Below are 25,333 nucleotides of genomic sequence, written 5' to 3'. Positions count from 1 at the left end.
TATGTATTTCAGTTTGTTAATTAAGCCTCAATACCATTTGCCAAATAAAAATGACTAGAAAAAACGTTCCTTTTTTTTAGTCATTTTTATTTTCTCGGAGTTGTTATTTTTTTGGCTTAGAAAAGGATTTATCTTTCACATTTTTAGTACTTTTAGTGGCAATATCTATTTGAATGAACAAGACTGAAAAAATGACTAAAAAAAAGGAACGTTTTTTTTAGTCATTTCTTTTTAATGGCTAAAACTTTAATTATCAAAGAAAATACCAGGAAAATCAACTAAAAAAACCTCCCTGGTATTCCTTTTTTTAAACTACATTATTAAATATAATTCGGATCTTGAACCAGAACACCACCAGCTTTATCAATTTCACTCTGTGGCAATGGGAAATAATAGAATGCAGGCTTAAAGACCTTTATATAAGTGGGTAGTGCAGGATCAGCTGCACCATTCACTAATTTTTCCATTAATTTCCAACGTTTTAGTTGAAAGTAACGATGGCCTTCAAATACAAATTCTACACGCCATTCATTACGAATGCGTTCACGCATCTGCTCTTTAGTCAAACCGGTAGGTAACTCAGGTTGACCGGAACGAACACGGATCTGATTAACCGCATCATATACTTTCTGAGTCGGTCCGTTTACTTCATTTTCTGCTTCAGCAATCATCATCAACACCTCGGCATAACGTAAAATAATTACATCCGCATCAGATATAGTCGAATAACTCGGCATTTCTTTTGTCGGCTGAATCAACTTCATCATTCCAAATCCTGTTTGCATCTGATTGGTAATTGTTACCGGCTCTCCATCTTGTCCATCTATCGAGAAATCAGCTACACCACTATGGCAAACCGTTTCATACAAACGACGATCGCGATTTTGGAACAATTTAGTCCTTTCAGCTTTATTAGCATCTCCTAATTCTCCGGTAGCCAGTAAAGATTCATCGACTGGGACAGTCAACGGAGATTCACCCCATTTCAGACCATCTGTACACTCAAATGCATCTACTAAATCACGAGTCACACCGCAAGTAGTCCATGCTGCATAATACAAGTCCATACTATGGGTTATATTCGGTGCCAAATAACGAACGGAGAACATAATCTCAGGAGAAGCCAGCTGCTTGGAAGATATAAAGTTATCACGCATCCGATCCGCCAAACTATACCCATTGATTGATTCCAACAAAGAAACAATATCCCCCATTTTAGAAGGATCTGCATTTCCTTTATCATCGTAGGCTTCAGCCAACATGAGACGAGCCTTAAGTGCTTTCAAAGCACCCGGAGAGAAATATCCGGACATTTGGGCATCAGAATAAGGTTTATCCGGCAAAGCAGCTATGGCTCCGTCAAAATCATTCATTATCTGAGCATAAATATCAGCACGTGAAGCTTTTGCCTGATACATGTTATCCATTGTCAAAGACTCTGTAACCAAAGGAACTTCCCGATAACACTGGTACAACCAGGAATAAAAATATCCTCTCAATGCTTTCGCTTGCGCAAGCATAAAAGATTTCTCATCAGCAGACATATCAGTTCCTTGATAAGCTTCCAAATTTTCCATCAATAAATGAACACGAGCTATACCTTGGTAACAATGCTTATACATGTAAGTCACATACCCGGAAGTATTCGGATCTAAATCACCTAAAGCAATCGTCTTAGTCTTTCCGTATGTATCCTCGTCATGCTGGCAAATGGAGTTGTCAGTAAGATTATCAAAACAAGCCACAATTTGCGACATGACTCCCGGCCATTCATATACCATAGAAAAACTTCCTGCCAATGCAGATTGAAAATCACTCTTTTTCTGCCAAAAAATAGACTGTGAAGGTGAAGAAGGGGGATCTTTCTGTAAAAAATCACTACAAGAAGTAGTAGAACTCACTAACAAAGCCGAAGCCAATATAATATTTACTATTTTTTTCATTGCATTCTACTTTTAAAATTCAACATTCAAACCAAATGAACAAATTCTATTCTGTGGATAAACAGCAGCACGTCCATCACCTTCACGCTCCGGATCCAACCCATAGAATTTCGTAAACGTCAATAAGTTATCCCCTGAGAAATAAACTCTTACTCTCGACATCTTTACTTTATCCGTAACAGATTTAGGCAAAGTATAACCGAACGTCAAATTCTTCAAACGGAAATAAGAAGCATTCTGCAACATATAAGTGTTTGGTCTGGTATTCTTATTACCGCCCAAATTATCAAAATACAGACGCGGATGTTCAGCATTATACGGATTTTCTTCCGTCCACATGCCTTCTATATATTCACGTGTCGGAGCAGATCCCTGACGGAACGGATAAATTCCCCACTCGTTTGTATACCATTTCTTACCCGAAACACCTTGTCCCTGCAAAGACAGGTCGAAGCCTTTCCAGTTTGCTCCTAGATTGACGGAATATTCAAATCCGGGGAAACGTCCTGAAATAGGTACACGGTCATTGTTGTCAATCACGCCGTTATTATCCTGATCCTTATATTTCAAGTCGCCAGGCAATGTGTTGTCATTAAACTGTTTCGGTGAATTTTTTACTTCATCTTCCGTTGCAAAAATACCGATGCACTCCAGCATATAGTATTCATTATAAGGAAGTCCTTCTCTTCTCAGTTTATATCCATCTATTTCTTCCGCACCAAACTTAGTCAATTTGTTCCTTGAACGGTCAAAATAAACACCGGCATTGTATTGCAAACCTTTGAAGACACCGTCTGTAATCATGTTATTATAATTGAAAGCAATTTCAAAACCTTTGTTTTCAACTTCTCCGCTATTAACAGTCGGAGCTTCCAAACCTAAAATGTTTGAAACCTGAGATTTACGTAAAATGTCTGAAGTCACCTTCTTATACCAGTCAAATGTTACATTCAGTCCATTAAACACCTGCAAATCGAAACCAACATCAGTTATAGTCGTAGTTTCCCATTTGATATCACGGTTTGCATATGCTTTCTGCTGATAACCTACCGTTTCTGTTTTCTTATCAAACGGATAGTTAGAAACACCGGCAATCATTGCCTGATAAGGATACAGACCAATGTTCTGGTTACCCAACTGTCCCCAAGAAGCACGGATCTTGGCATTATTCAACCAATTCAGATTCAAATCTTTTATAAAATCTTCTTCGGTAATACGCCAACCGGCAGAGAATGATGGGAAGATACCCCAACGATTTTCTGAAGAAATACGGGACGTACCGTCATAACGCATATTTGCTTCAAACAAATAACGTTCTTTAAAATTATAGTTCAAACGGGCAAAAACAGACTGAATAGCCCATTCTTCCAATTTACCTTCATTAGACCAGTTCGCATTAGATCCCGCATCAATCACCGGCAGATCGAACGCATACTCTTTTCTGAAAGCTCTTACCGTTTCATACTTTTCAGACTCCTGGCTATAACCAGCCATGATATTGAAATTATGATACAGGTTCGGAGTTGTGAAATCATATTTCAGATAGGTATACAAATTTGTATAAAAACGCCGCTGGTCTTCTACCGTCAAGCCGTTTGCTCCTCTATCCAGATAACCTGTTTGTTCACCTGTATGATAGTCATAAATAGGGACATCAGAACCTCCCCATTCCTTCCATTTGTTAGATTGCAAACGAACGGCACCTTTCGTGTACCAGCTCAGTCCTTTGGCCAATTTAATATCCAACCACAATTGCGCATTTATATCGAAATCCTGATAATTCTTATTCGTACCCGTACCTATGATAGCCGGCATATTCTTATTGTGAGATTCGAATGAATAAGCAGAATTTGTCCAACGGGTAACTCCTGACCCATCGTCCGGCAACCAAGGCATATAAGTCGGAGCTTGCGACATCGTCGAAAGTAAAACGTCACTTTGTCCCTGACGAGGTTCATCCCGATCACCATACATCAAATTGGTGTAGGTACCGATCTTGATAAAATCCGTAATTTGTGAAGTCAAATCGACAGTTGCATTGTACTTTTGGTAATCGAAACCTTTCAACGTACCCGGCTGGTCTACAAAATTCAAAGCCACATTATACGTAGTCCTTCCTGCATTACCGGCGATCGACAAATTATGGTTTTGGACAACAGCCGGATTAAACATATAATCCAACCAGTCAAAATTAGGATACTGTACGCTACCACCACCATTCCGGTAAGCATTGATCTGTTCCTGCGTATAACGCTCTCCAGCACCGGAATTCGCTTTGGCAAGATTATACAGTTCCATATATTCGGCAGAATTAGTCACCAAATCATACATACGGGTCGGATTATAAATCGCCACATTACCATGATAAGCAATATGCGCTTTGCCATCCCCTTCTGCCCCTTGTTTCGTTGTAACTAGGATCACACCATTGGCAGCACGCGCACCATAGATAGCGGCTGAAGCAGCATCCTTCAATACTGAAACACTTTCAATCATACTCGGGTCCAGGTTAGAAATACTGCCCGGAACACCATTTACCAATACTAGCGGATCGGAACCGGCATCCGAGAAAGTACCCTGGCCACGCACACGGAAAGTGGTTGCTTCAGCACCCGGTGCACCCAAACCCTGGTTAACACGCAAACCCGGAACTTGTCCCTGCAACATGGTTGCCGCATTCGTAACCGGACGTTTCGTCATTTCTTCACCGGTTACAGCCGTTACCGCACCAGTCAAGTTCAATTTCTTCTGTGTACCGAAACCGACCACAACCACCTCATCCAATGCCTGTGAATCTTCTTTCAGGATAACAGATATAACAGATTTATTCCCCACAGAGATACTTTGTTCGATATAACCGATATAAGAAATCTTTAATGTCGCTCCATCAGGCACATCCAACGCAAAATTACCATCCGCATCCGTCACTGTACCGATTGTCGTTCCTTCAACTACCACATTCGCACCGATAATCGGTTCATTATTGGCATCCAGCACACGGCCTGTAATTTGCTTAACCTGCTGCATCACAGCATTCGATCCCACCTGTCCGGCACGGGTAATCACCACATGACGATCATTGATTTCGTATCGGACATTACGTCCGTTGAACAATACCGCCAATACTTCATTGATTGTCTTATTATCCAGGGATACAGACACTTTTTCATCCAAATTCAAGTCTTTCACATCCAGACTGAATGAAAATTCGCTTTGGCTCTTGATGGATTCAATAGCCTCACGGATCGTGGCATTTTTAAGATTTAAGGAAAGCATATGTTCAGTTGCATAAGTACTCGCACTAAGCGAAAGCGTTCCGGCAACAAGAAATACACCTGCTAAGTTCACCAAACGTCCTGCCCTTACAGACAGCAAGTCCTGAACAGATTTTCTAAATGTTTTTTTCATACTTCACTTGTTTAAGATTTAACTTTTAATCACTTCATTTTCTGGGGCTTATGAATTTTTCCACCCATGGTTACAATTACTTTCTCCTCATTCACATCTTCTTTTTAGTTTGACTTATATTAATTGAAAATTCGAATCTCTTCCGATTTTATCTCATACCGGAATTTATTACCGGATGACAATATCTCCAGGACCTTCTCTACCGATACATTTTCCTGAAAATCAGAATAGTAGACTATCTGCTTCAGCTTATCACTTTCTATCCGGATCGGTATGTTATAAAGACGTTTCAGTTCTTTGGCTATTTCTTCCAGCGGAACTTTATCAAAGGTCATTGCTCCATTGCGCCAGTTATCTATATGGCTGGCATCCACTGAATCCACCTGCATGCTCAGGTCTGCTTTCCTGAGGGTAAACCTCTGATTGGGTTTCAACTCGACCGGAGCGGCATCGATCAAAAAATCTCCGACTTTCACCGCGCCCTCTTTGAGGGTTACTTTCAACTCTGAGTCTTCTTCATAGGATTTTAGATTGAATTTTGTACCAAGTACCTTTACAGACAATTTCCCCGTACTCACCACAAATGGTAATTCCTTATTCTTGCTTACTTCAAAATAACCTTCACCTGTCAGTTCCACTTTTCTCGAAGCCTTGGCAAAGTTTGAATCATACTTTACCTTACTCCCAGCATTCAGCCAGACAATGGAACCATCCGGAAATGTAATTTTAGATTTTGCTCCGTCCGGAACCTCAACCACATATTCCCTATATTCTTCCACAACTTCTGAAACTCTCCCTTCCGACTGCCACAAAAAGAATAAGGAAGAAATTCCGCATATTAAAAGAATGATAGCGACAACCGAAAACCTCAACGTACAACGATAGAAATCGATTCGATTTACCTGTTTTGCTTTCTTATTAAATCGATTGATAGCACCTGTCACATCGAATTCTTCCGCATTCGATATCACACCGGTCGCTTTCCATATGGCAACCTGGGCTTGGAAATAGTATCTGTTCTCCGGCTTTTCTTTGATCCACTGTCGCAAAACAGTATGCCCTTCAGCCCCCAGAGATCCATTCAGAAACGATTGTATATAATTATCTATTTGATTCATTTGCTCCAATTAAAAACATCTGAGTATCGACACTCATTTAATAAAGGCGCAAAAAAGAAGAGGGAGGGTATATGATTGGGAATATTTAGTTAATAAATAGTTTCCCTCAAAGGGATTAAAAATAAACAAGATCTTCTAAAGCATAAAAATAAGGAAATACATTAGTAAATACGAAGTCATATATATTCAACTCTTTCGAAATTTTTTTTGTGAAGTACTAACTCTTGTTCTACCTTCTCTGAATATATATTTATTTTAAACAAATAAATTCAAACAGGCTCTAAGTTTAAAAAAAATATATAGTGAATAATGGTTGTATTATATTAAACAATATGAAAATACTCCTGTTATTGTCGCTGATTAGTACAATGTGTTCTTGTCTACATAAGAATGCCGACGAGGGAATCTGGAAAAATCTGCCAGATAAAGCGACCATCGCCAATACAAATAAGGATAAATATAAGGATTCGTTTCTCGTGGATAGCTTGGGTAAGACAATATATCCAAATTATTATACGGGATCTTATGTTAATACCACATATGAATTGGTCATAGGGATTGTAGGGGATACATCCGTATATCGAGATGAGATAAGAAAAATACTCGGTAATAATTTGTTCTTGATTACCGAGTGCGAGTATTCATATAATCATTTATTGTCTAAATCAATAGTTCGTTAAAAATTCGCCAAGCCTAAGCGGCTCTGGCAGTAAATAAAATGAGTTCTTTGAAAAGTTTGTCAATAACTTGCATGTCTGGGTTAACCCCAAACATGCAAATAAATCGTTCAAGCATATAAGCATTGTGTATGAATGACTTGCAAGAGGATATGGAATAGCTATTCCGAGCCTCTTACATGCTGCTTTGGCCAAGTTGACAGCAGCAAGCGATGCATTGAAGTGAAAATCCAACTTTCTGAAGTCAGTTGACTGAGAGTTGGTAATTCCAGCATGCTGCTTCCCATCTCTAAAGCAAAACTCCAATTGGAACCTGGTTCTGTAATAATCTAGGATTTCGCGTCCATCCATCTAATCATCTGTAGAGAAATAAAGCTGCCACTTGCCTGTCCTCCCGTCCATTGGATACCAGACGGCCAAGGAAACATACCTTTTGAGAACCTTTGCATATACCCTCAATCCGTATAGCTTTCCCTTGTTCACCTCGTATTCCTTGCACCAGATCAGATCCAATTGGCAAAGTCAATCCTGCCGTCAAACCACTTGGGATGACCAAGTTTTCCTGTTTTCTTTTCCAATGTCGGATAGTACAGGACTACATCATTCCTAAAGCGGCTGATGACATGGAAATCACTCTCACACATAGGCGTTATGAAAGAATGCGTCTGCAACCACCGTTCTGGATATGCTCTGTAGCTTGTCTTTTTTACTGATAAGATAGCTGCTATACCAGTCAACCAGGTTCTTACCCATATTATCCAAGGTCTTACAATCCGACGTCTGAATGGAACCTAAAGTCATGCATTCATGGTTGTCGATGTCAATGACACCGATGCCCAAGATTTCCAATCCTCGCTTATAATCCCCGGCACAGCCTGACCAGAAGTAACCAATCCAAGGTGTCTTATGACCGGACTTGGGGATATAGGAAGGAGCGATGGCGATAGCTTTTCTTTTGCCTGTGAGATGCTTGCTGATGATAGAGGCGTTGAACGCAAACCAGTTGAAAGTTTCATTCTCAAAAAGGTTACGGTATGTCTGTTCCGAAAAACATCCATACCTGCCCAATTGGAGGAAGTTTATACGATCCAGGATGGCCATGAATAATTTCATGGTGTCCATAAACGTTTTTTCAAAAGGTTTATGTATATTCACGACTGATTTGAGAGCCGACAGGCACTCGGATTGGTATTGCATAAGGAGTGTTTCTTTAGCCTTAATTAGATGAGTAGCCAACTTCTAATTTGCTAAGTATCAACGAACAACAAAACAAATTTCATCTTTATTATCAGCAGGTTAGCCCATTTTTTCAGAACATTTCTTCATGCTAAACCATTCGTTTTTGACAACATTTCAATGACCTCTTTAGTGTTTTCGAACTAGCTTTTGCCGGTTCTATTGTTTAACTTTTAATTTTTCGATAAAAATTTACCGAAGTATTGCTAAATATGACTCACTTATAATAGTTTTGGAACCATTTATCGAGGAAATGGACACGGGGAGAATTGAGTACTATAAAGTAGGGATTAACGATCTTTATATATCAGAAGAGGAAAATAGAATAATAGTGGAATTGATAGGAGTCGACTTGACGCACGTACATCGTTTCTTGAGCCAAATTGCTAACATGCCAGAATTTCAAATTAAAGAGGCTGATTTACCCGTGTTACATTGACAATTCAAGCTATCTATATGAAGTTTCCCTCTATGTTCTCCTGCCAACTATGTTCTGGTATTTCTTTAATTTGAATATAAGTACCATCACCTAGAAAGGATTTTGCTATTATTGCTGTCCGGTAAAACTTTAGCATGATAGAAACTAGACGATTTTTATCCCATATAACATGAATTTGACTAGTATAAATGTCTGCTAAAGGCTTTTTATGCTTGGTACTACCAATTTCATACAAGACTAAAAGACAACCCTCTTTTTGCAAAATTGATGAAGCTTGGTGTATTTGTGCTGGATATAAGATTGTGCCGATTTTTACCGGATAGCAATTTTTGCTATATGATTTGGTATTGTATATTCTTCTACAAAAGTTTTTCTTGTTATGGGAAAATCTTTTGTAGAAGAATATACCAAAGGGATAATATAAGAAACTCAACAGAATAATTTTAGAAAAATACGGGATACAAACCAGTTAATCGAAGTTTGCCAGACGTTGTGAGGATCGGGTAAGAAATGTGTGGAAATCCATCGGAAATACATTTTTATGCGCCTTGTAATATAATGCTTTTCTCAAGGAGTTATTCCCATAATCAAAAATAAATCAAAGCCTTATTGTCACGGGCATTCCGGCTTCGCTTTCCATGAATATTTTCCTTGCGACTAAAGTCGGGGAAAATATTCATGGAAATAAACGCCCGGACAAACGGCTTTGATTTGATGATAGATTATAGGACTAACTGTGACCGACATGACGCATAAACGATATATATCTTCCCCTTGTTTTTTGCAGGACTATTTCTGCAAGGAAACGGATGATGATAAAACGATGCCAGATAAATTTGCCGTCAAAAATATCCGAACTTCATGAGACGTATAGGACTTCAGTTCCCTCCAATCTGCATTGTTTACGTTTTCCTTGTTTTCGGATCGTGTTCCCCTTTTGCGTGTATGTGCCTTTCCGTTATTACCGGTTTCCAATTCGTGTGTTTTTTTATTTATCCTCTTTTATGTGATAAATACATTCGTGATATATCCTTTCGTTCTCTTGCTTTGACATCTGATGACATTTAATGAAATCTGAAGACAATCGCTTGGAACAGGATTTGCGTTCTCCTTATATTTGCTCCAAATCAATTGAATACGCTTATGGAAATCGTCGCTATCGAAGCCCAAACATTTGACCGGATGTTACAGCGCCTGAAGGATATGGCACGGATTACGGATGAGATCTACAAAATGCACGGTGAACGAAAAATAGGGGGGTGGATGGACAGCCAGGATGCCTGCCTTCGGCTTGGCGTAAGTCCCCGTACCTTGCAAACATTCCGTGACAATGGGACCTTGGCATACAGCCGGATCGGTCACAAGATTTATTATAGGGTAGAAGACATACAGGGGATACTTCCCCTTATTCAAAAAAGAAAGGAGAAGCAAGTATGAATAAACTGATTATGAAGGAAGATGAAGACATCCTATCTTTCTTCCGAACGCTTGATCACATGGTAGAAAGACTGGACGGTTTATCCCGAAACTACCGTCCGATGTTAAATGGAGAGCGTTTTCTTTCCGATCGGGAACTTTCCGAAAGGTTGAAAATCAGCCGCAGAACCTTGCAGGAATATCGGAATGAGGGTAAGTTACCCTACATCCAACTTGGGGGTAAAGTGTTGTACAAAGAGAGCGATATAGAAAGGATGTTACAAAATGGATACAAAGAAGCTTGGCAGGCTAGACAAATGCCATAATAACAACCGGCAATGGACATGCCGCACTTTTCGTACCGTCTGAGATGTGTATGGTGAATGTGTACACTGCGATCATACCGATAGTTCCAGTAAACAAAAGAAGTGGATGGGAGTGTGAAAAACTAAAATGACCTCTCTGAAAAGTTACAGATTGTAACTACAAAACCTAAAAGAGTCGTATCAAGCTCTGTTTTGAGTAATGATACGATTCTTACTTTAGCCTTTAAGGATGTTCAAGTTTCAAATCAAAAGCTCATCTAGGCTAAAATTGAGTTTTGACCTTTGTCTGCTTTATTTGGGATTCTATGAAAGAGGTAACCGAAAAGTCAAAATTGGTATTTTCATTCCATTTGAAAAAGACGGATTGTCACATGAACGGCTTGACCACTGAATAACCAATAGATAGGCGCCAGTTTCCAATAAGATATCAGTTGTTCAATGAATATTGAATCTCCTGAGGTTGTTTTCTGGATCAATCTTCTTTTCCTTTTGGATCGGAAAACATTCTCATCAAAGTTCTTTAACCAATACAAACCGATAGACAACAAGACTGCTGAAAGAAAAATTATCAGTTCTTTCCGATTTCTTTGTGACATTAATCTTTAATATTCCCAATTATTATTCGTATCTTTACCAGCAAAGATAACAGAATTGTTGGTTAGACCCAAGTATAATGCGGAAATTGTCACAAGGTGGAATCGGAGGATTAAAAAGACAACACCTTAAATTGGATTGATAATCAGTGATTTATAAATAAGATTCGAACCCCAGGCGGATCACCAAAGAAGGTCTTCAGTCTTGAAGACCTTTTCTTTTTTTACATAGTTCGAAATTAATTTTGTAACATCATTTTATGGCTAGACATACATTCGCCACCGTCGCGCTAGCCAACAGGATTTCAATGGAATCTGTTGTGAAAATGCTCGGACATACAGACATCAGGACAACAAAATATACACGAGGATTTTGGACCAGACCGTTTCCGAAGAAATGAAAGGGATAAGAAGCAAATTCTCGATCCGACAAAGGCTGAAGGACAAACGGACCACATTTGAAATCGCCCGTCTCAAGTACAATCATCCCATGAAATGATTGCACTTGAGATTAGAGAGCATATTAACAGGGCATTTGTTCTCACTTTTCATTTATTCTATTTGTCCAATGCAGTTCTTGTCTTACTTTCCGTCTTGTTTAGAGAATAACAAAGAGAATAGGCTGTTATTTTTTATTTAAAATATAATGCTCAGCCAAAAGACTTTGACTAATGGTTCCTTCTTTATCGGACAGCATTACTTGTCTATTATTTAGCATTCTATAATAGGTCTTTTCTCCTGAAGAAGGAGTGACTAATTCCATTATTGAATCCCCTATTATATGATATATACCACTAGTTTCAAATGTTGCATCTTCCCTCCCTATGTATTCGCTCTTCAAGGTATAGGTTTTATCTTCATTTATAACTAATATCGTTTTTATGCCTTCACAATCTGCTGCAGGAAGAGTTCCCTCATAAGTTCCAAATAAATTAGAAGTATGGGCTTGGCTTTCTGTTTTTATTTCGCGGTTCTTAATTGGGGCATTATTCTTCTGAGAAGAATTACAACTGATCATGACAACCCCAAATATAGCCCATAAAAAAATCATTTTCATAAAAAATCCTTTCTTTTTTAGTTATTATCAATATATCTGTATCATATCTCATTTTTTCGACTTTTCTCTAATATAGAATCAGTTAAACAGTATTTGGATACATTCAAATACTGTTTAACTGATTGCCACAAATATAATACATATATCTTTATTGCATTATTATTTTTTAATCCTATCTGCAAAATGTACGATGAAAAAATGGGGGGAATGGGTAGACTGCCAAGAAACCTGCCATCTACTTGACATAAGTCTCCGTACCCAGCAAACGCTCCGTAACAATAAGTGCTTCAGACGTTTGCAGACATACTACTTGTAATAATGCTTGAAACAGACGATATTTATGCTTGTTTCGAACTTACGTTATATTATGATTTTAGAACAAGAGTATTTTATTTTGTTCCAACAAAGTTTTAAGTTAATATGTAAATTTGCAAGCACATAATAATAAATAACATGTCTGAAATTGCACCTCTAATTTCCGACCTGGCAGTTATATTAATTGCTGCGGGAATAATTACATTGGTTTTTAAATGGTTGAAACAACCTGTCGTTTTGGGGTATATTGTTGCCGGTATTATTGCCGGACCTGCCGTACCTTATATACCAACAGTATCCGATCCTGCCAATATAAAAATATGGGCAGACATAGGCGTTATATTTCTTTTATTTGCCATGGGGTTAGAATTCTCTTTCAAGAAGTTGATGACTGTAGGAGGCACAGCCGTTATTGCATCTATAACCATAGTTTCCGGAATGATGTTTCTAGGCTATGCAGCAGGAAACGCACTTGGCTTCTCACATATAAGCAGCATATTTTTAGGGGGTATGCTTTCTATGTCATCCACGGCAATTGTATTCAAGGCATTTGATGACATGGGACTTCGAGGGCAAAAATTTACCGGAGTTGTATTGGGTGTTTTAGTTGTCGAAGATTTAGTTGCCGTTGTTCTGATGGTCTTGCTTTCGACTTTAGCAGTCAGCCAGCAAGTTGAAGGAATGGAAATGTTGAAAAGCATTCTAAAGCTAGGAGCGTTTCTTATATTTTGGTCATTACTCGGAATCTATCTTATTCCAAGTTTTCTAAAAAAGGTCAAACCGTTTCTTAACGACGAAACCTTATTGATCATAGCATTAGGATTCTGTCTGGGTATGGTTATGATTGCGACTAAAGCTGGATTCTCCTCTGCACTTGGAGCCTTCGTCATGGGATCATTATTAGCGGAAACTATTGAGGCCGAAAAGATAGAAAAGCTGGTAAAACCAGTAAAAGATCTGTTTGCTGCCATATTTTTTGTCTCTGTAGGTATGATGATACAACCGGACTTATTAATCGAATACCTTATCCCAATCTGTATCTTAACCATATTGGTAATCGTCGGACAAGTCTTTTTCGGAAGCCTTGGCATCCTTTTGTCCGGACAATCTTTGAAGATAGCCCTGCAATCAGGATTCTCCCTGACTCAAGTAGGTGAATTCGCGTTCATTATTGCTTCATTGGGAGTTAGCTTGAAAGTAACGGACGATTATCTGTATCCTGTTATTGTCGCTGTATCGGTTGTTACAACATTTCTTACTCCTTATATGATCCGTTTGGCAATTCCGACCTATCAATTGATCGAAAATCATTTGCCTTCATCTGTAAAACTAATGTTGAACCGCTATTCTTCCGGGTCCAACACTGTCAAACATAAAAGTACATGGAATAAGTTGTTGAAATCTATGTTACTGGATGTAATACTATATACAGTATTGACAATATTCAGCATCATCCTATTTTTCACTTATATAAATCCGATTATTCGCGAAAACATATCTGGAATCAAAGGGGCTTTATTGAGCTTATCTATTATTCTGGCTGTTATATTGCCTTTCCTTTGGGCCATCATTATGAAAAAGAATCATTCTCCTGAATTTCAGAAATTATGGAATGACAGCAAATATAACCGGGGGCCATTGGTTTCTCTGATAGCAATAAAGATACTCCTTTGCGCAAGTATCCTAATGCCGGTTATAGTTCATATATTAAACGTGGCATCCGGTGTCGGATTTATTGTTACCCTGTTGATATTGGCAATGATTATCTTATCCAAAAAACTGAAAAAGCGTTCTCTCTCAATCGAAAAAAGATTTATTGATAATTTCAACGGGAAAACAAATGGATCAAACATTGAAAGCCCTTTGACCGACAAAATTCTGGAATCTTTACCTTTCAATGATTTGCACTTGATTGATTTCACTGTTGACCAAGCGTCTTCCCTTGTCGGTCGGAGTTTGAAAGAGGTCAACTTCCGCCAACAATATGGAATAAACGTCGTTTCTATCATTCGAGGTGAACAACAAATCAATATACCAAAAGGTGAGGAACGCCTTTACCCTTTTGACAAGATCATAATTGTTGGAACAGATGAAGAATTGGATATCTTCCAAGGAATAATGCAAAAACAGGAAAAAGAACATAGAGATCGGTTGACACAAAGCACCAATAAAAATATAAAAATAGAGCAATTCAATATTGAACCGGGATCTCAGTTGATCGGTCAGTCAATTCAACAGTCTGGCATTCGGGAAAAGAACGCATGTCTAATCTTGGGTATCGAACGGGACGGGAGACCGATAATGAATCTTTCATCCCAAACAGTTTTCGAGGAAAACGATAGCGTATGGGTTGCCGGAGAATATCGTCAAATTGTCCAATTAAGCGAAGATTCAAGTTCCAATTAAGTTTGTTAGTCAAAGTACAAAATAAGTATTAAGCAGAAATTAAGGATTACGTTTACCTCTTTTAGGATACCAAAGCATAATCCCCGGACTGTATTATGACCTACATATGGTTGTTAAAAGCCGTCATATGCTTTTGGAGTTACAACAATATCCTCTTCTGTTGCGACAACGACTTTAGCATCTATAAAGTTATATCGTCTATTCAAATAATATCTTATATTTTCTTCTTGTCATATAAAGATAACAGGATTGTCGATTAGACCGCAAGTATAATGCGGAAACTGTCACAAGGTGGAATCAGTGGATTGAAATGGCAACACTCAAAATCGATTTGATAATCAGTCATGTTATAAATAACATTCAGATTCCAGACGGATCACTGAAAACAAAAGAAAAAGCAAGGGGATGTGTCAAAACTAAGGCACATCTTCTTTTTAACGAACAAGTTACAAATTAACAGTTCAAAGATTGAAAAATAAAGTTTTCAAACAATCTAAAGGAGGAAAAAGATATTGCTTTCTTTTCATTCAGACTTACTAATATTTATGTATAATATTCATCAGTTCTTTAGCATAAACCGTTTGTTTAAACTATAAGTACGCTGTAAATGGAGATCATCTCATTTACAGCGGATGAGATTTATTACAGTTATTCTAAAAATAGACGGATTTTAGATATTTATATCTCTATCAATAATGTTAAACTTATGGTTCTGAAATAGCTGAATCTTGAATTTTAACCATATAATGGAATATCATGAATAGATTTTGAACACATTTGAATAAAATTTCATCTTCTCATAATGTCTAAAACATGTTACTTTGTCATAAAATTTTACCATAAAACATCTATAAATGGAAAAACTTGTATCACGAAGTCTTATGCTTATTCTAATCGGAATGGCCACAGCCCAAAATATACAGGCTGGGGAAAGAATGAGCATGCCAACTTCATTTAAAAAACAAACAACTGGTTTGTCTCATGTATCACAACAAACAATTTCTGTGAAAGGAAATGTCAGAGACCAGTCAGGAGAACCAATGGCCGGAGTCAATGTTATTGTAGAAGGGACTACCATCGGAACCATGACAGACAGTAATGGGAACTTTACTTTAAACGTGCCGTCTACTTCTATCAAAATCAAGTTCTCATATATTGGATATGAGGATCAGATTGTCTTGATTAAAAATAATCGCAATCTGAACATCACTTTAAATGAGAATTCCGAAATGTTGGACGAAGTCCAGATTATTGGATATGGAACACAAAAGAAAATTACAGTCACGGGGGCTGTATCTTCCGTTGGAACTAAAGATATTTTGAAATCACCTGTTCCAAATATTGCACAAGCATTGACTGGTAAAGTTCCTGGATTATCAACTATTCAATATTCCGGTCAACCTGGAGCTGATGATCCTGCTATATTCGTACGTGGTATAGGTTCCCTTGATGCTAAAAGAGCTGCACCATTAGTTATGGTCGATGGTGTCGAGCGCTCTTTTTTTCGTCTTGATCCCAACGAAATTGAAAATATAACCGTGCTGAAGGATGCTTCTGCAACAGCCGTATTTGGTGTTCGTGGGGCAAATGGGGTCATTTTAGTAACTACGAAACGAGGAGAAGAAGGTAAAGCTCAAATATCTGTATCGACATCAGCCAGTTTGCAAAAGCCGATCCGGCTTTATGAATATGCCAACAGTTATGACTACGCTGTTGCATTTAACGAGAAACTGACAAACGATGGAGCCAGTCCTGTATTTGGCGAGAAGATCTTGGATGCTTTCAAAAATCATACAGATCCTTTACTTTATCCGGATATGGACTGGATGGAACTTATCCTAAAACCAACATCTTTTCAGTCTCAGCATAACTTGAGCATATCAGGTGGAACCGACCGTGTACGTTATTTTACTTCTGTAGGTATTTTGACACAAGACGGTCTGTTTCGATCTTTCGATGCTGGATATAATTCTAATTTTACTTACAACAGATATAACTATCGTGCAAATCTAGACATCGATGTGACACGTTCCACTCTATTAAAAATCAATTTAGGAGGTCGTCTTGAAGATACTAAAGAACCTAATACTAAAAGCAACCTTTTTACATTCTTGACAAGAGTCACTCCGTTCGGAGGAGCCGGACTTTATGATGGTAAATGGATACATACAAGTCCGGATAACATCGGTTGGGACAAAGGAGCCTTGGAAAATGCCGATCCATTTGAATGTTTTTTCGGGAAAGGATATAACCAACGTATTTATAACGAAATCAATTTGGACCTTTCTTTGCAACAAAAGTTGGATTTTTTGACTAAAGGGCTATCTCTTAATATAAAAGGTTCTTATAATAGCGGCTATACACATAGGAAAAACCGTTACAAAGAAATCCCCTATTACACTGCGCATAGAGATCCGGAAACCAATGAATTATTCTTCCGAAAATTCCGTGAAGAAAGCCAGTTGTATTTTGAGGAATCTACTGATCGTGGGCGAAATTGGTATTTGGAAGGTAGTTTGAACTATGATCGCAAATTTGGGAAACATCAAGTTGGTGCTTTGATTTTGTATAATCAGTGGCGTGACCAATATCCAGATCCAGCTCAATTCGACTATGTTAGTATTCCTCGCGGATATGTAGGTTTGGTCGGACGAGCTACCTATAATTTTGACAATCGTTATATGGTTGATTTTAACGTAGGTTATAATGGTTCGGAAAATTTTGCGCCAGGACATCGATATGGAATTTTTCCAGCTTTTTCTGCCGGCTGGATTCTTTCTGAAGAAAAGTTCATGAAAAATCAGTCTTTTATAAACTACTTAAAAATTAGAGGATCATATGGAATAGTCGGAAATGACCTGATGAATACTAAATCACGCTTTTTCTATTTGCCTGATGCTTACAATCCTTATGGAACAAGTTACAATTTCGGAGTGGACGTTTCTGGAAATCGTGACGGAGCAACCGAGTTACAAATGGGGAATCCTCTTGTCTCTTGGGAAAAAGCAGGAAAGCAAAACTACGGTTTGGATTTTTCAATATTGGATGAGCATTTATCTGGATCTTTTGATTATTTCATCGAGAAACGTCACGATATCCTTACAACACGCAATACAGCTCCGAATTTTATAGCTATAACAATGCCTGTTGTTAATATTGGCAAAGTTGATAACAAAGGATTCGAGTTGGTTCTGAAATGGAATCACTCCATAGGAGACTTTAAATACTGGATCAATGGAAACCTCTCATATGCAAAAAATAAAATTGTCTATAAGGATGAGATACCACACAAGTATCCTTGGTTATATGAAACAGGACAATCCGTTGGACAACCTTTCGGTTTTATCTTTGACGGTTTTGTAACAGAAGCTGATCTTGAATCCGGGAAGCTTCCGGATCATAAGCTCGACCTAAAGCCTGGGGACGCCAAATATAAAGATTTGAATGGTGATAATATAATTGACGACAATGATCAGTGCCCCATTGGTAATCCTATATACCCGCAATTGACTGCAGGCATCACCGCTGGATTTGAATATAAAGGATTCGACTTCAGTATGCTTTGGGCAGGTAGCGGAAAGGTGTCACGCTTTATAAGTGCTGGGTTACGTGTTCCTTTCGGCGGTGGAAATTACGGGCTGTTACAATATATGATTGATGACCATTGGACACCGGAAACCGCAGAAACAGCTAAAACACCTCGTTTTTCAGGTGCAGCGAATGCGAATAATTACACTCGAAATTCAACCCTTTGGCTAAAGGATGCTTCCTATATCCGTCTGAAAAATGTTCAAATCGGATATACGTTCAAGGGGGAGTGGATGAAAAAGATTCATTTGAAAAATATGCGTATTTACGCTTCTGGCGAAAATTTACTGACATTTGATCATTTGAAAATAGCAGATCCGGAAGCAACTGACGACAAACAGTTTCAATATCCTCTTCAGATGATTTTTAATATTGGTCTTAATCTTAATTTTTGATATTGTTGAATATGATACGAATAAATATTAAACATATATTTGTCCTTGCAGGATTTATCGGTTCTTTCCTGTCTTGTCAGGATTTAAAATTTGGAGATGACTTCTTAGAAAAAGCTCCTTCCAATGATGTCGATATCGATGTAATTTATTCTAATGCGCAATATGCACGGACAGCCCTTTGGAGTGCGTATGCCACATTGCATTATGGTCTGAACTTAGGTAATCAAGGTAATCAACTGATGGGCTCAGATCCTCTGGATTGCCTGACCGACCTTGTTTATTCCAATGTTTGGACTGATGGTGTATCAGGAGCTGCTATACATTATAATGGCACTTATTCTGCCGATTATGAAAATAATGGCTATTCATCCAAATACAGCTACTATCAAAGACCTTGTTGGTTAGGCATTCGTCGCGCATGGTTGTTTATTGAAAATGTAGACCGAGTTCCTGATATGAAAGAGGCTGAAAAACAGCGTTTAAAAGCAGAAGCAAAAGTTATTATCGCTATGCACTATTGTGATTTGTTTCGCCATTATGGAGGGGTACCGATTGTGGACCATGCATACACAGCGAATGAAGATATGCAAAAAGAAAGAGGTACTGTACAGGAAACGCTTGATTTTATTGTAAATCTATTGGATGAGGCAGCAGATGTATTGCCTTGGGCTATGTCTGCTGCTGAAAACCGAGAATGGGAAGGACGATTAACAAAAGCATCGGCAATGGGGCTAAAGGCACGTATCCTATTGTTTGCTGCCAGCCCATTGTTTAACAGTTCAGAACCATATATGCCAGGTGAAGCAGCGGATAAACGTTTGATGTGGTTTGGAAGTTATAAACCTGAACTATGGACACAAGCATTGGCAGCTCATAAAGCATTTTTCGATGAATTGAATAAGAATGGACAATATGGTTTAGTCTATAAATCGGATCCCAGACAAGCGTTTCGTTCCGGTTATCTTGATCGGGGTACAGGAGAAGCAATCATTGCTACACATTATGGTTATACCGTACCTGATTATTGGACTTGGGGATGGAGCTATTATGAAACAGCCGGTGATGCCGGTACTGCCTGTGGGACACAGGAACTTGTTGATATGTTTCCAATGATAGATGGTTTACCTATCACAGAAAGTAAATTATATGATCCGAAACACCCGTATGAACAACGTGATCCCCGCTTATATGAAACAGTAGTTGTAAATGGAGACAAATATTATGGAGGTATTGCTGAAATATATGTAGGAGGTAAACATTATCAAGACTTTGAAGGATCATATGGAGCATTCATGTCCGGTTATCGCCCACGTAAATTCATCCTCGATGGTGGTGGCGGTCCTTTGTTTGAATGGCCTGCAGAGATATCCGGAAAAGTGGTTCAATGGCCTTATTTAAGATTACCTGAGTTGTATTTGGGATATGCTGAAGCTATTTGCCAGACAAACGGGGACATGGCACTAGCTTATGAATGTGTCAATAAATTGCGTGATCGCGTTAATATCGGTCATTTGAAAGCGGGATTGAACAAAAAGGATTTTCTGGAAACACTGATGAACGAACGGGTTTGCGAATTTGCTTATGAAGAAGTCAGATGGTTTGATATGATTCGTTATAAGCGGGTGGATATCTTCCAAAAAACTCCACACCGAGTTGTTATTACTAAGGATCCGGAAACCAGCGAGTTCAAGTATGAATATAAATTATTCAAACCGGCTGAAAATGGAGAACTTAGACAATGGGCAAATCCTGGGAAATTCTCCCCTAAATGGTATTTAAGTGCATTTCCCAGTAATGAAATCAACAAATCGTACGGATTGATTCAAAATCCGGGATGGTGATGCTAACCAGTCATTAATACAAAATCAGAATAATAAAATGAGGAATAAATTAATAACCATCATATCACTACCTGTTTTATGCATTGCTTCTGTCTGGGCACAAGAAAAAACGACAGGATCTGATATGTTACAATTTGATGAAACGACCATTTCTGCTTCTACTGTCAGTGGGAAGGAATTGATGAAACGTTCGAATATTAATCCCGCCAATGCACTCTACGGGAAACTCAACGGATTGTTTATCCGCCAAAACGGAGAGTATGGGGATGGAGAAGGATATCCAAGCATGAATATCCGAGGAATCGGTTCGCTTAATAACAATTCGATACTTGTTTTTGTCGATGGTTTGGAGCGTGATATAAATTCACTGGTTCTGGAGGAAATTGAGGAAATAACGATCCTCAAAGATGCTGCTGCTTTGGCTCCATACGGAATTAGAGGAGCTAACGGGGTAATCTTGGTGAAAACCAAACGAGGGAAAAAAGGTAAAACTGACATTCATGTTTCCTATCAGCATAGCGTCACTACACCTGTACGATTACCCCAAATGGCTGATGCCGCCACTTATGCCGAAGCGGTTAATGAGGGTTTGGCAAACGAAGGTCTGGCTCCCAGATATACCCAACAAGAAATTGAAGCTTATAGAAGTGGAAAATATCCAACCTTATTCCCTAATGTAGACTGGTTTAATGAAACGTTACGGGATCATGGGCAGCGAGATCAAGTGAATTTCACTGCAAGCGGAGGATCCAACCGGATCAGATATTATTCGATGATTAATTTCATATCGGATAGAGGATTGTTAAAGAATACGGATCAAGGAAGCTATTCCACTCAGTTAGCCAATTCGATACTCAACGTACGTACAAACTTGGATATAGACATAACATCGTCTACCCGGGTAAAGGTTAATTTGTCTGGTAAGCTGAAAGAAAAATATTCTCCTGGCAGTATTTCAGATGGAGTGCTCATGGAAACCCTATATGCTTTGCCTGCTAATGCATATCCTGTCAGGAGCCATAACGGTATTTGGGGGGGATCAAACATGTATCCGAAGAATCCGGTTGCCGAGTCATCATCGACAGGATATACCACATCTCATGCCCGTACATTATTGGCGGATCTGACATTGACACAAGATCTGGAAGCTTTGGCTCCAGGGTTGTCAGCAGAATTCCGTATTGGTTTTGATGCCTATTCAGAGACATGGGATGCTCGTTCAAAACAATATTTGTATGAGTCCAATATTGCGCATTTAGACAATAGCGGTATTCCAACCGATACGGTAAACACCCAATATGGAAAGGAGGAAAAACAGTTAGGATTCAACAGTTGGCTGAACAATCAGAACAGACATTCCAATATTCAATTTGCTTTGAATTATCAGAAAGATTTTTCCCAAAGCAATTTGTTCGCTTCTATTCGTTATAAGCAGGATAAAAATGTTTATCTCGGTCAATATAATACGTATATGCATCAAGACATCATCGCTTCAGGCCATTATGGCTTATTGAACAAATACTATTTGGACTTTAGTATCGCTGCTTCAGGGACCAGTCGTTTACCAAAAGCCAATCGTTGGGGAGTATTTCCTGCAATTTCCGGAGCTTGGCTACTTAATAAAGAGTCTTTTTTGAACAATATCGATTGGTTAGACCTGCTTAAATTACGGCTTTCTTACGGATTAACAGGGAGCGATGACGTTTGGAAAAATATGGACAAATATCCTTTTGGAGGAGGTGGAGGTTTTGTTTTCGGTGATGACTTCATTGCAAATGGAGGCATTGCGGAAGGACAATTGCCAAGTTTGAATGCGACATTCGAAAAAAGTAGTAAAGCGAATATCGGAGTTGATATACGAATATTGGACTTGATAGACTTCAATGTAGAAAGCTATTACGATCATCGATATGATATTATGGTTGCAGATGGCAACATTACTTCCGGTTTCTTTGGAGCTACGGCTTCCAACTCTCCAAGTGGCATTGTTAATAATTATGGCGTGGAAGTCGGTATGAACGTAGGCAAGCAGATGAAGGATTTCTTTTTTAATGTCAATGCTCAACTGGCATTCGCTAGAAACAAGATTGTAAACATGAACGAGGCTTTTAAACCTTACGATTACTTGAAATCGACAGGCAGACGTTTAGGACAATTTTACGGGTTGGAAGCTATAGGGTTCTTCAAAGATCAGGCAGATATTAATAATAGTCCGATACAAACATTCTCAACCGTATATCCTGGAGACTTGAAATATAAAGATCAGAATGGTGATAATCGAATAGATGAATTGGATGTGGTACCGATGGGATATAATACGATCTGCCCAGAATTATTCTATTCAATGGGATTCGATTTCGAATATAAAGGATTAGGAATCAATGCTCAGTTTCAAGGTGCCGGCCATTATACTATACAACGAAGCCTAAGTTGCTTTTATGCTCCCCTAATGAATAATCAGACTATTTCAGAACATTATCTGGAAAATTGCTGGAGATCAGGAAAAGACAATACAGATGCTATATACCCGCGTCTTACAACGACAGAAAGTGCAAATAACTATCGTGGAAATTCCGTATTCATGAAAAATATTTCTTTTTTAAAACTACGCTCAGCAGAAATTTATTACAAGTTGCCTGAAAGTTGTATAAAGCCTTTACGCTTACGTGAATTCAAGTTGTTTGCTAAAGGTATGGACCTCTTTTCCATAGACAACGTAAATGAAACAGATCCGGAAGTAATTTGGTCTACTTACCCTGCGCAACGTTCTGTGCATTTTGGTTTTGATCTCGCATTCTAATGTTTATCATAAAAATAAAAAAGATGAAAAATAAATTATTGATATTTAGCATATTGATTCTTTGTACCAGTTCTTGTAATTATCTGGAATATGATGAATCGGATTTCTTGGAAAAAGATGCAGTATTCTCTAGTTTCCAATATACCCGGGATTTCCTAACTAATATATACTCTTATGTTCCTGCCGCATTTGGTACGATTGGTGGAGATGCATTACGTTCTGCAGCATGTGACGAAGCTGTTTATGTTGACAAACTGTCACCTGTACATAGTTTCAACAATGGTGCCTGGAGTACTATTAATACTTTGGATGATCGATGGAATTATTTTAGGGGGATACGAGCTGTGAATATGTTTCTTCAAGAAGTTGAAGGACAGGAATTCGATGAATTGAAGCATAACGAAGATTATGAGGATATCATGGCACAGTTCAAGTATTATCCATACGAGGCAAGATTCTTACGTGCCTATTTTTATTTTGAATTGGCTAAACGTTATGGTGATATTCCTCTTATTACGACTTTGCTTTCTGAAGAAGAAGCCAACATGCAAAAAAGGACGTCATTCGATGAGGTTATTCAGTTTATCGTAGATGAATGTGACGCGATTGCTCCTCATTTACCTATCAGTTACAAAGAACTGATAAAAAGCGAAACAGGGCGTGCAACAAGAGGCGCAGCAATGGCTTTGAAATCAAGAGCTTTACTATATTCAGCAAGTCCATTGTTCAATAAGTCCGGCAATATAGACAAGTGGAAGTCTGCTGCACGTGCCGCTGCAGATGTCATCGAAAAAGCTTGGGATTTCGGTTACATGCCGTTACCGGATTTATGGAGTCTTTGGAATAATAACTATTCTAATAATAATGAACTTATTTTTGGAGTAATGCAACGGGAAGATAACTGGTTTGAACGGGTTAACTTTCCTATAGGTATCGAAGGTGGTGGTAATACGGGACATTGCCCAACAGAAAACTTAGTCGAATCGTATGAAATGCAGGCAAGTGGATTGCCGGTTGCACCTGATGCAGGCTATGAACATATGGATCCAAGCTATGATTCACAGAATCCATATGAAGGAAGGGATCCCCGTATGTATGAATTGGTGGCCCAAAACGGAGCTTGGTGGGTATATGATGAGCAAGTAGAATGTTGGTACGGAGGAAGAAGTGGAAAGCCACAAAAAAATGCAACGGTTACAGGATACTACTTAAGAAAATATGTAGACGGAAGCACCAGTTTGAAAAGCGAATTCGTGACAAGCAAACGACATGTATGGAATATTATGCGTTACAGCGAGATCTTGTTAAATTTTGCGGAAGCTATGGTTGAAGCATATGGAGACCCTAACTATAAAGATGGATATCCGATGTCGGCTAAAGAAGCTGTAGATATTGTAAGAAGCCGTGTACATGTGGACATGCCACCATTTCCAAATAATCTGACTTTAAATGAGTTTAAAGCCAAGTTAAGAAATGAACGTAGAGTCGAACTTTCATTTGAAGATCATCGTTTTTGGGATATTCGCCGTTGGAAGATTGCAGATCAGACAACAGACATATATGGAGTTGACATTACAAAAAAAGAAGATGGCTCATTCAGTTACAAAAAAGTTTTGGTAGAGAAAAGAATATTTAAAGACTGTATGTATCTGTATCCGATTCCACAATCGGAGAGGTATATTAATCCGGAATTGGAACAAAATCCAGGATGGTGAACCGTAGAAGGTGTGTCGTAATACCCGATGCGCCTTCTTTTTTTCGTTGACTATAAAAAT

11 protein-coding genes and 1 pseudogene are annotated in these 25,333 nt (G+C 38.5%); 7 read left to right on the top strand and 5 right to left on the bottom strand.

The annotated features are described in order from the left end of the window. Positions 1-320: 320 nt before the first annotated feature. The 4 genes and pseudogenes from KTG12_RS18135 to KTG12_RS22350 form a co-directional block, all read right to left on the bottom strand. Positions 321-1,943: a RagB/SusD family nutrient uptake outer membrane protein gene (locus KTG12_RS18135; RefSeq protein WP_046452653.1), complete on the bottom strand. Its 1,623-nt coding sequence runs from the start codon at positions 1,941-1,943 to the stop codon at positions 321-323. A 12-nt stretch (positions 1,944-1,955) separates the two neighbouring features. Continuing rightward, positions 1,956-5,351: a TonB-dependent receptor gene (locus KTG12_RS18130; RefSeq protein WP_122203916.1), complete on the bottom strand. Its 3,396-nt coding sequence runs from the start codon at positions 5,349-5,351 to the stop codon at positions 1,956-1,958. A 119-nt stretch (positions 5,352-5,470) separates the two neighbouring features. Then, on the bottom strand, positions 5,471-6,469 hold the full coding sequence (locus KTG12_RS18125; RefSeq protein ID WP_122300631.1) for a FecR family protein: 999 nt from the start codon (positions 6,467-6,469) through the stop codon (positions 5,471-5,473). Between the two features lie 693 nt (positions 6,470-7,162). Beyond that, positions 7,163-8,343, bottom strand: a pseudogene (locus KTG12_RS22350) (transposase). A gap of 1,621 nt (positions 8,344-9,964) precedes the next feature. Between KTG12_RS22350 and KTG12_RS18115 the strand changes: the two are divergent. Both KTG12_RS18115 and KTG12_RS18110 read left to right on the top strand, forming a co-directional pair. Continuing rightward, complete coding sequence (locus KTG12_RS18115; protein WP_005645473.1) at positions 9,965-10,258, top strand: helix-turn-helix domain-containing protein; 294 nt, start codon at positions 9,965-9,967, stop codon at positions 10,256-10,258. Continuing rightward, a complete protein-coding gene (locus KTG12_RS18110) occupies positions 10,255-10,563 on the top strand; it encodes a helix-turn-helix domain-containing protein (RefSeq protein ID WP_036658115.1) in 309 nt (102 codons plus the stop codon). The genes KTG12_RS18115 and KTG12_RS18110 overlap by 4 nt, the downstream gene beginning before the upstream one ends. A gap of 1,218 nt (positions 10,564-11,781) precedes the next feature. Here the strand turns inward: KTG12_RS18110 and KTG12_RS18105 are convergent. Further along, positions 11,782-12,213: a copper resistance protein NlpE gene (locus tag KTG12_RS18105; RefSeq protein ID WP_005635446.1), complete on the bottom strand. Its 432-nt coding sequence runs from the start codon at positions 12,211-12,213 to the stop codon at positions 11,782-11,784. 453 nt (positions 12,214-12,666) lie between these two features. Here KTG12_RS18105 and KTG12_RS18100 point away from each other — a divergent pair, with 453 nt between their 5' ends. From KTG12_RS18100 to KTG12_RS18080, 5 genes are all read left to right on the top strand, one after another. Beyond that, positions 12,667-14,934 carry a cation:proton antiporter gene (locus tag KTG12_RS18100; protein WP_005635442.1) on the top strand — a complete coding sequence of 756 codons (2,268 nt, stop codon included), beginning with the start codon at positions 12,667-12,669 and terminating at the stop codon, positions 14,932-14,934. An 854-nt stretch (positions 14,935-15,788) separates the two neighbouring features. Further along, positions 15,789-18,917, top strand: a complete 3,129-nt coding sequence (locus tag KTG12_RS18095; protein WP_022321267.1) for a TonB-dependent receptor — start codon at positions 15,789-15,791, stop codon at positions 18,915-18,917. Positions 18,918-18,928: 11 nt separating this feature from the next. Continuing rightward, entirely contained in the window at positions 18,929-20,758 is a 1,830-nt protein-coding gene (locus tag KTG12_RS18090; RefSeq protein ID WP_005635431.1) for a RagB/SusD family nutrient uptake outer membrane protein, read from the top strand. 37 nt (positions 20,759-20,795) lie between these two features. Then, positions 20,796-23,558 (top strand): SusC/RagA family TonB-linked outer membrane protein, encoded by a 2,763-nt coding sequence (locus tag KTG12_RS18085; RefSeq protein WP_022321269.1) that lies wholly within the window; start codon positions 20,796-20,798, stop codon positions 23,556-23,558. A gap of 23 nt (positions 23,559-23,581) precedes the next feature. Next, a complete protein-coding gene (locus tag KTG12_RS18080) occupies positions 23,582-25,273 on the top strand; it encodes a RagB/SusD family nutrient uptake outer membrane protein (protein WP_022321270.1) in 1,692 nt (563 codons plus the stop codon). Positions 25,274-25,333: the final 60 nt, after the last annotated feature.

Origin of the sequence: Parabacteroides sp. MSK.9.14 (genome assembly GCF_019041495.1) — a bacterium.
Classification (GTDB): domain Bacteria; phylum Bacteroidota; class Bacteroidia; order Bacteroidales; family Tannerellaceae; genus Parabacteroides; species Parabacteroides merdae.
This window is presented reverse-complemented; position numbering and strand designations above follow the sequence as displayed.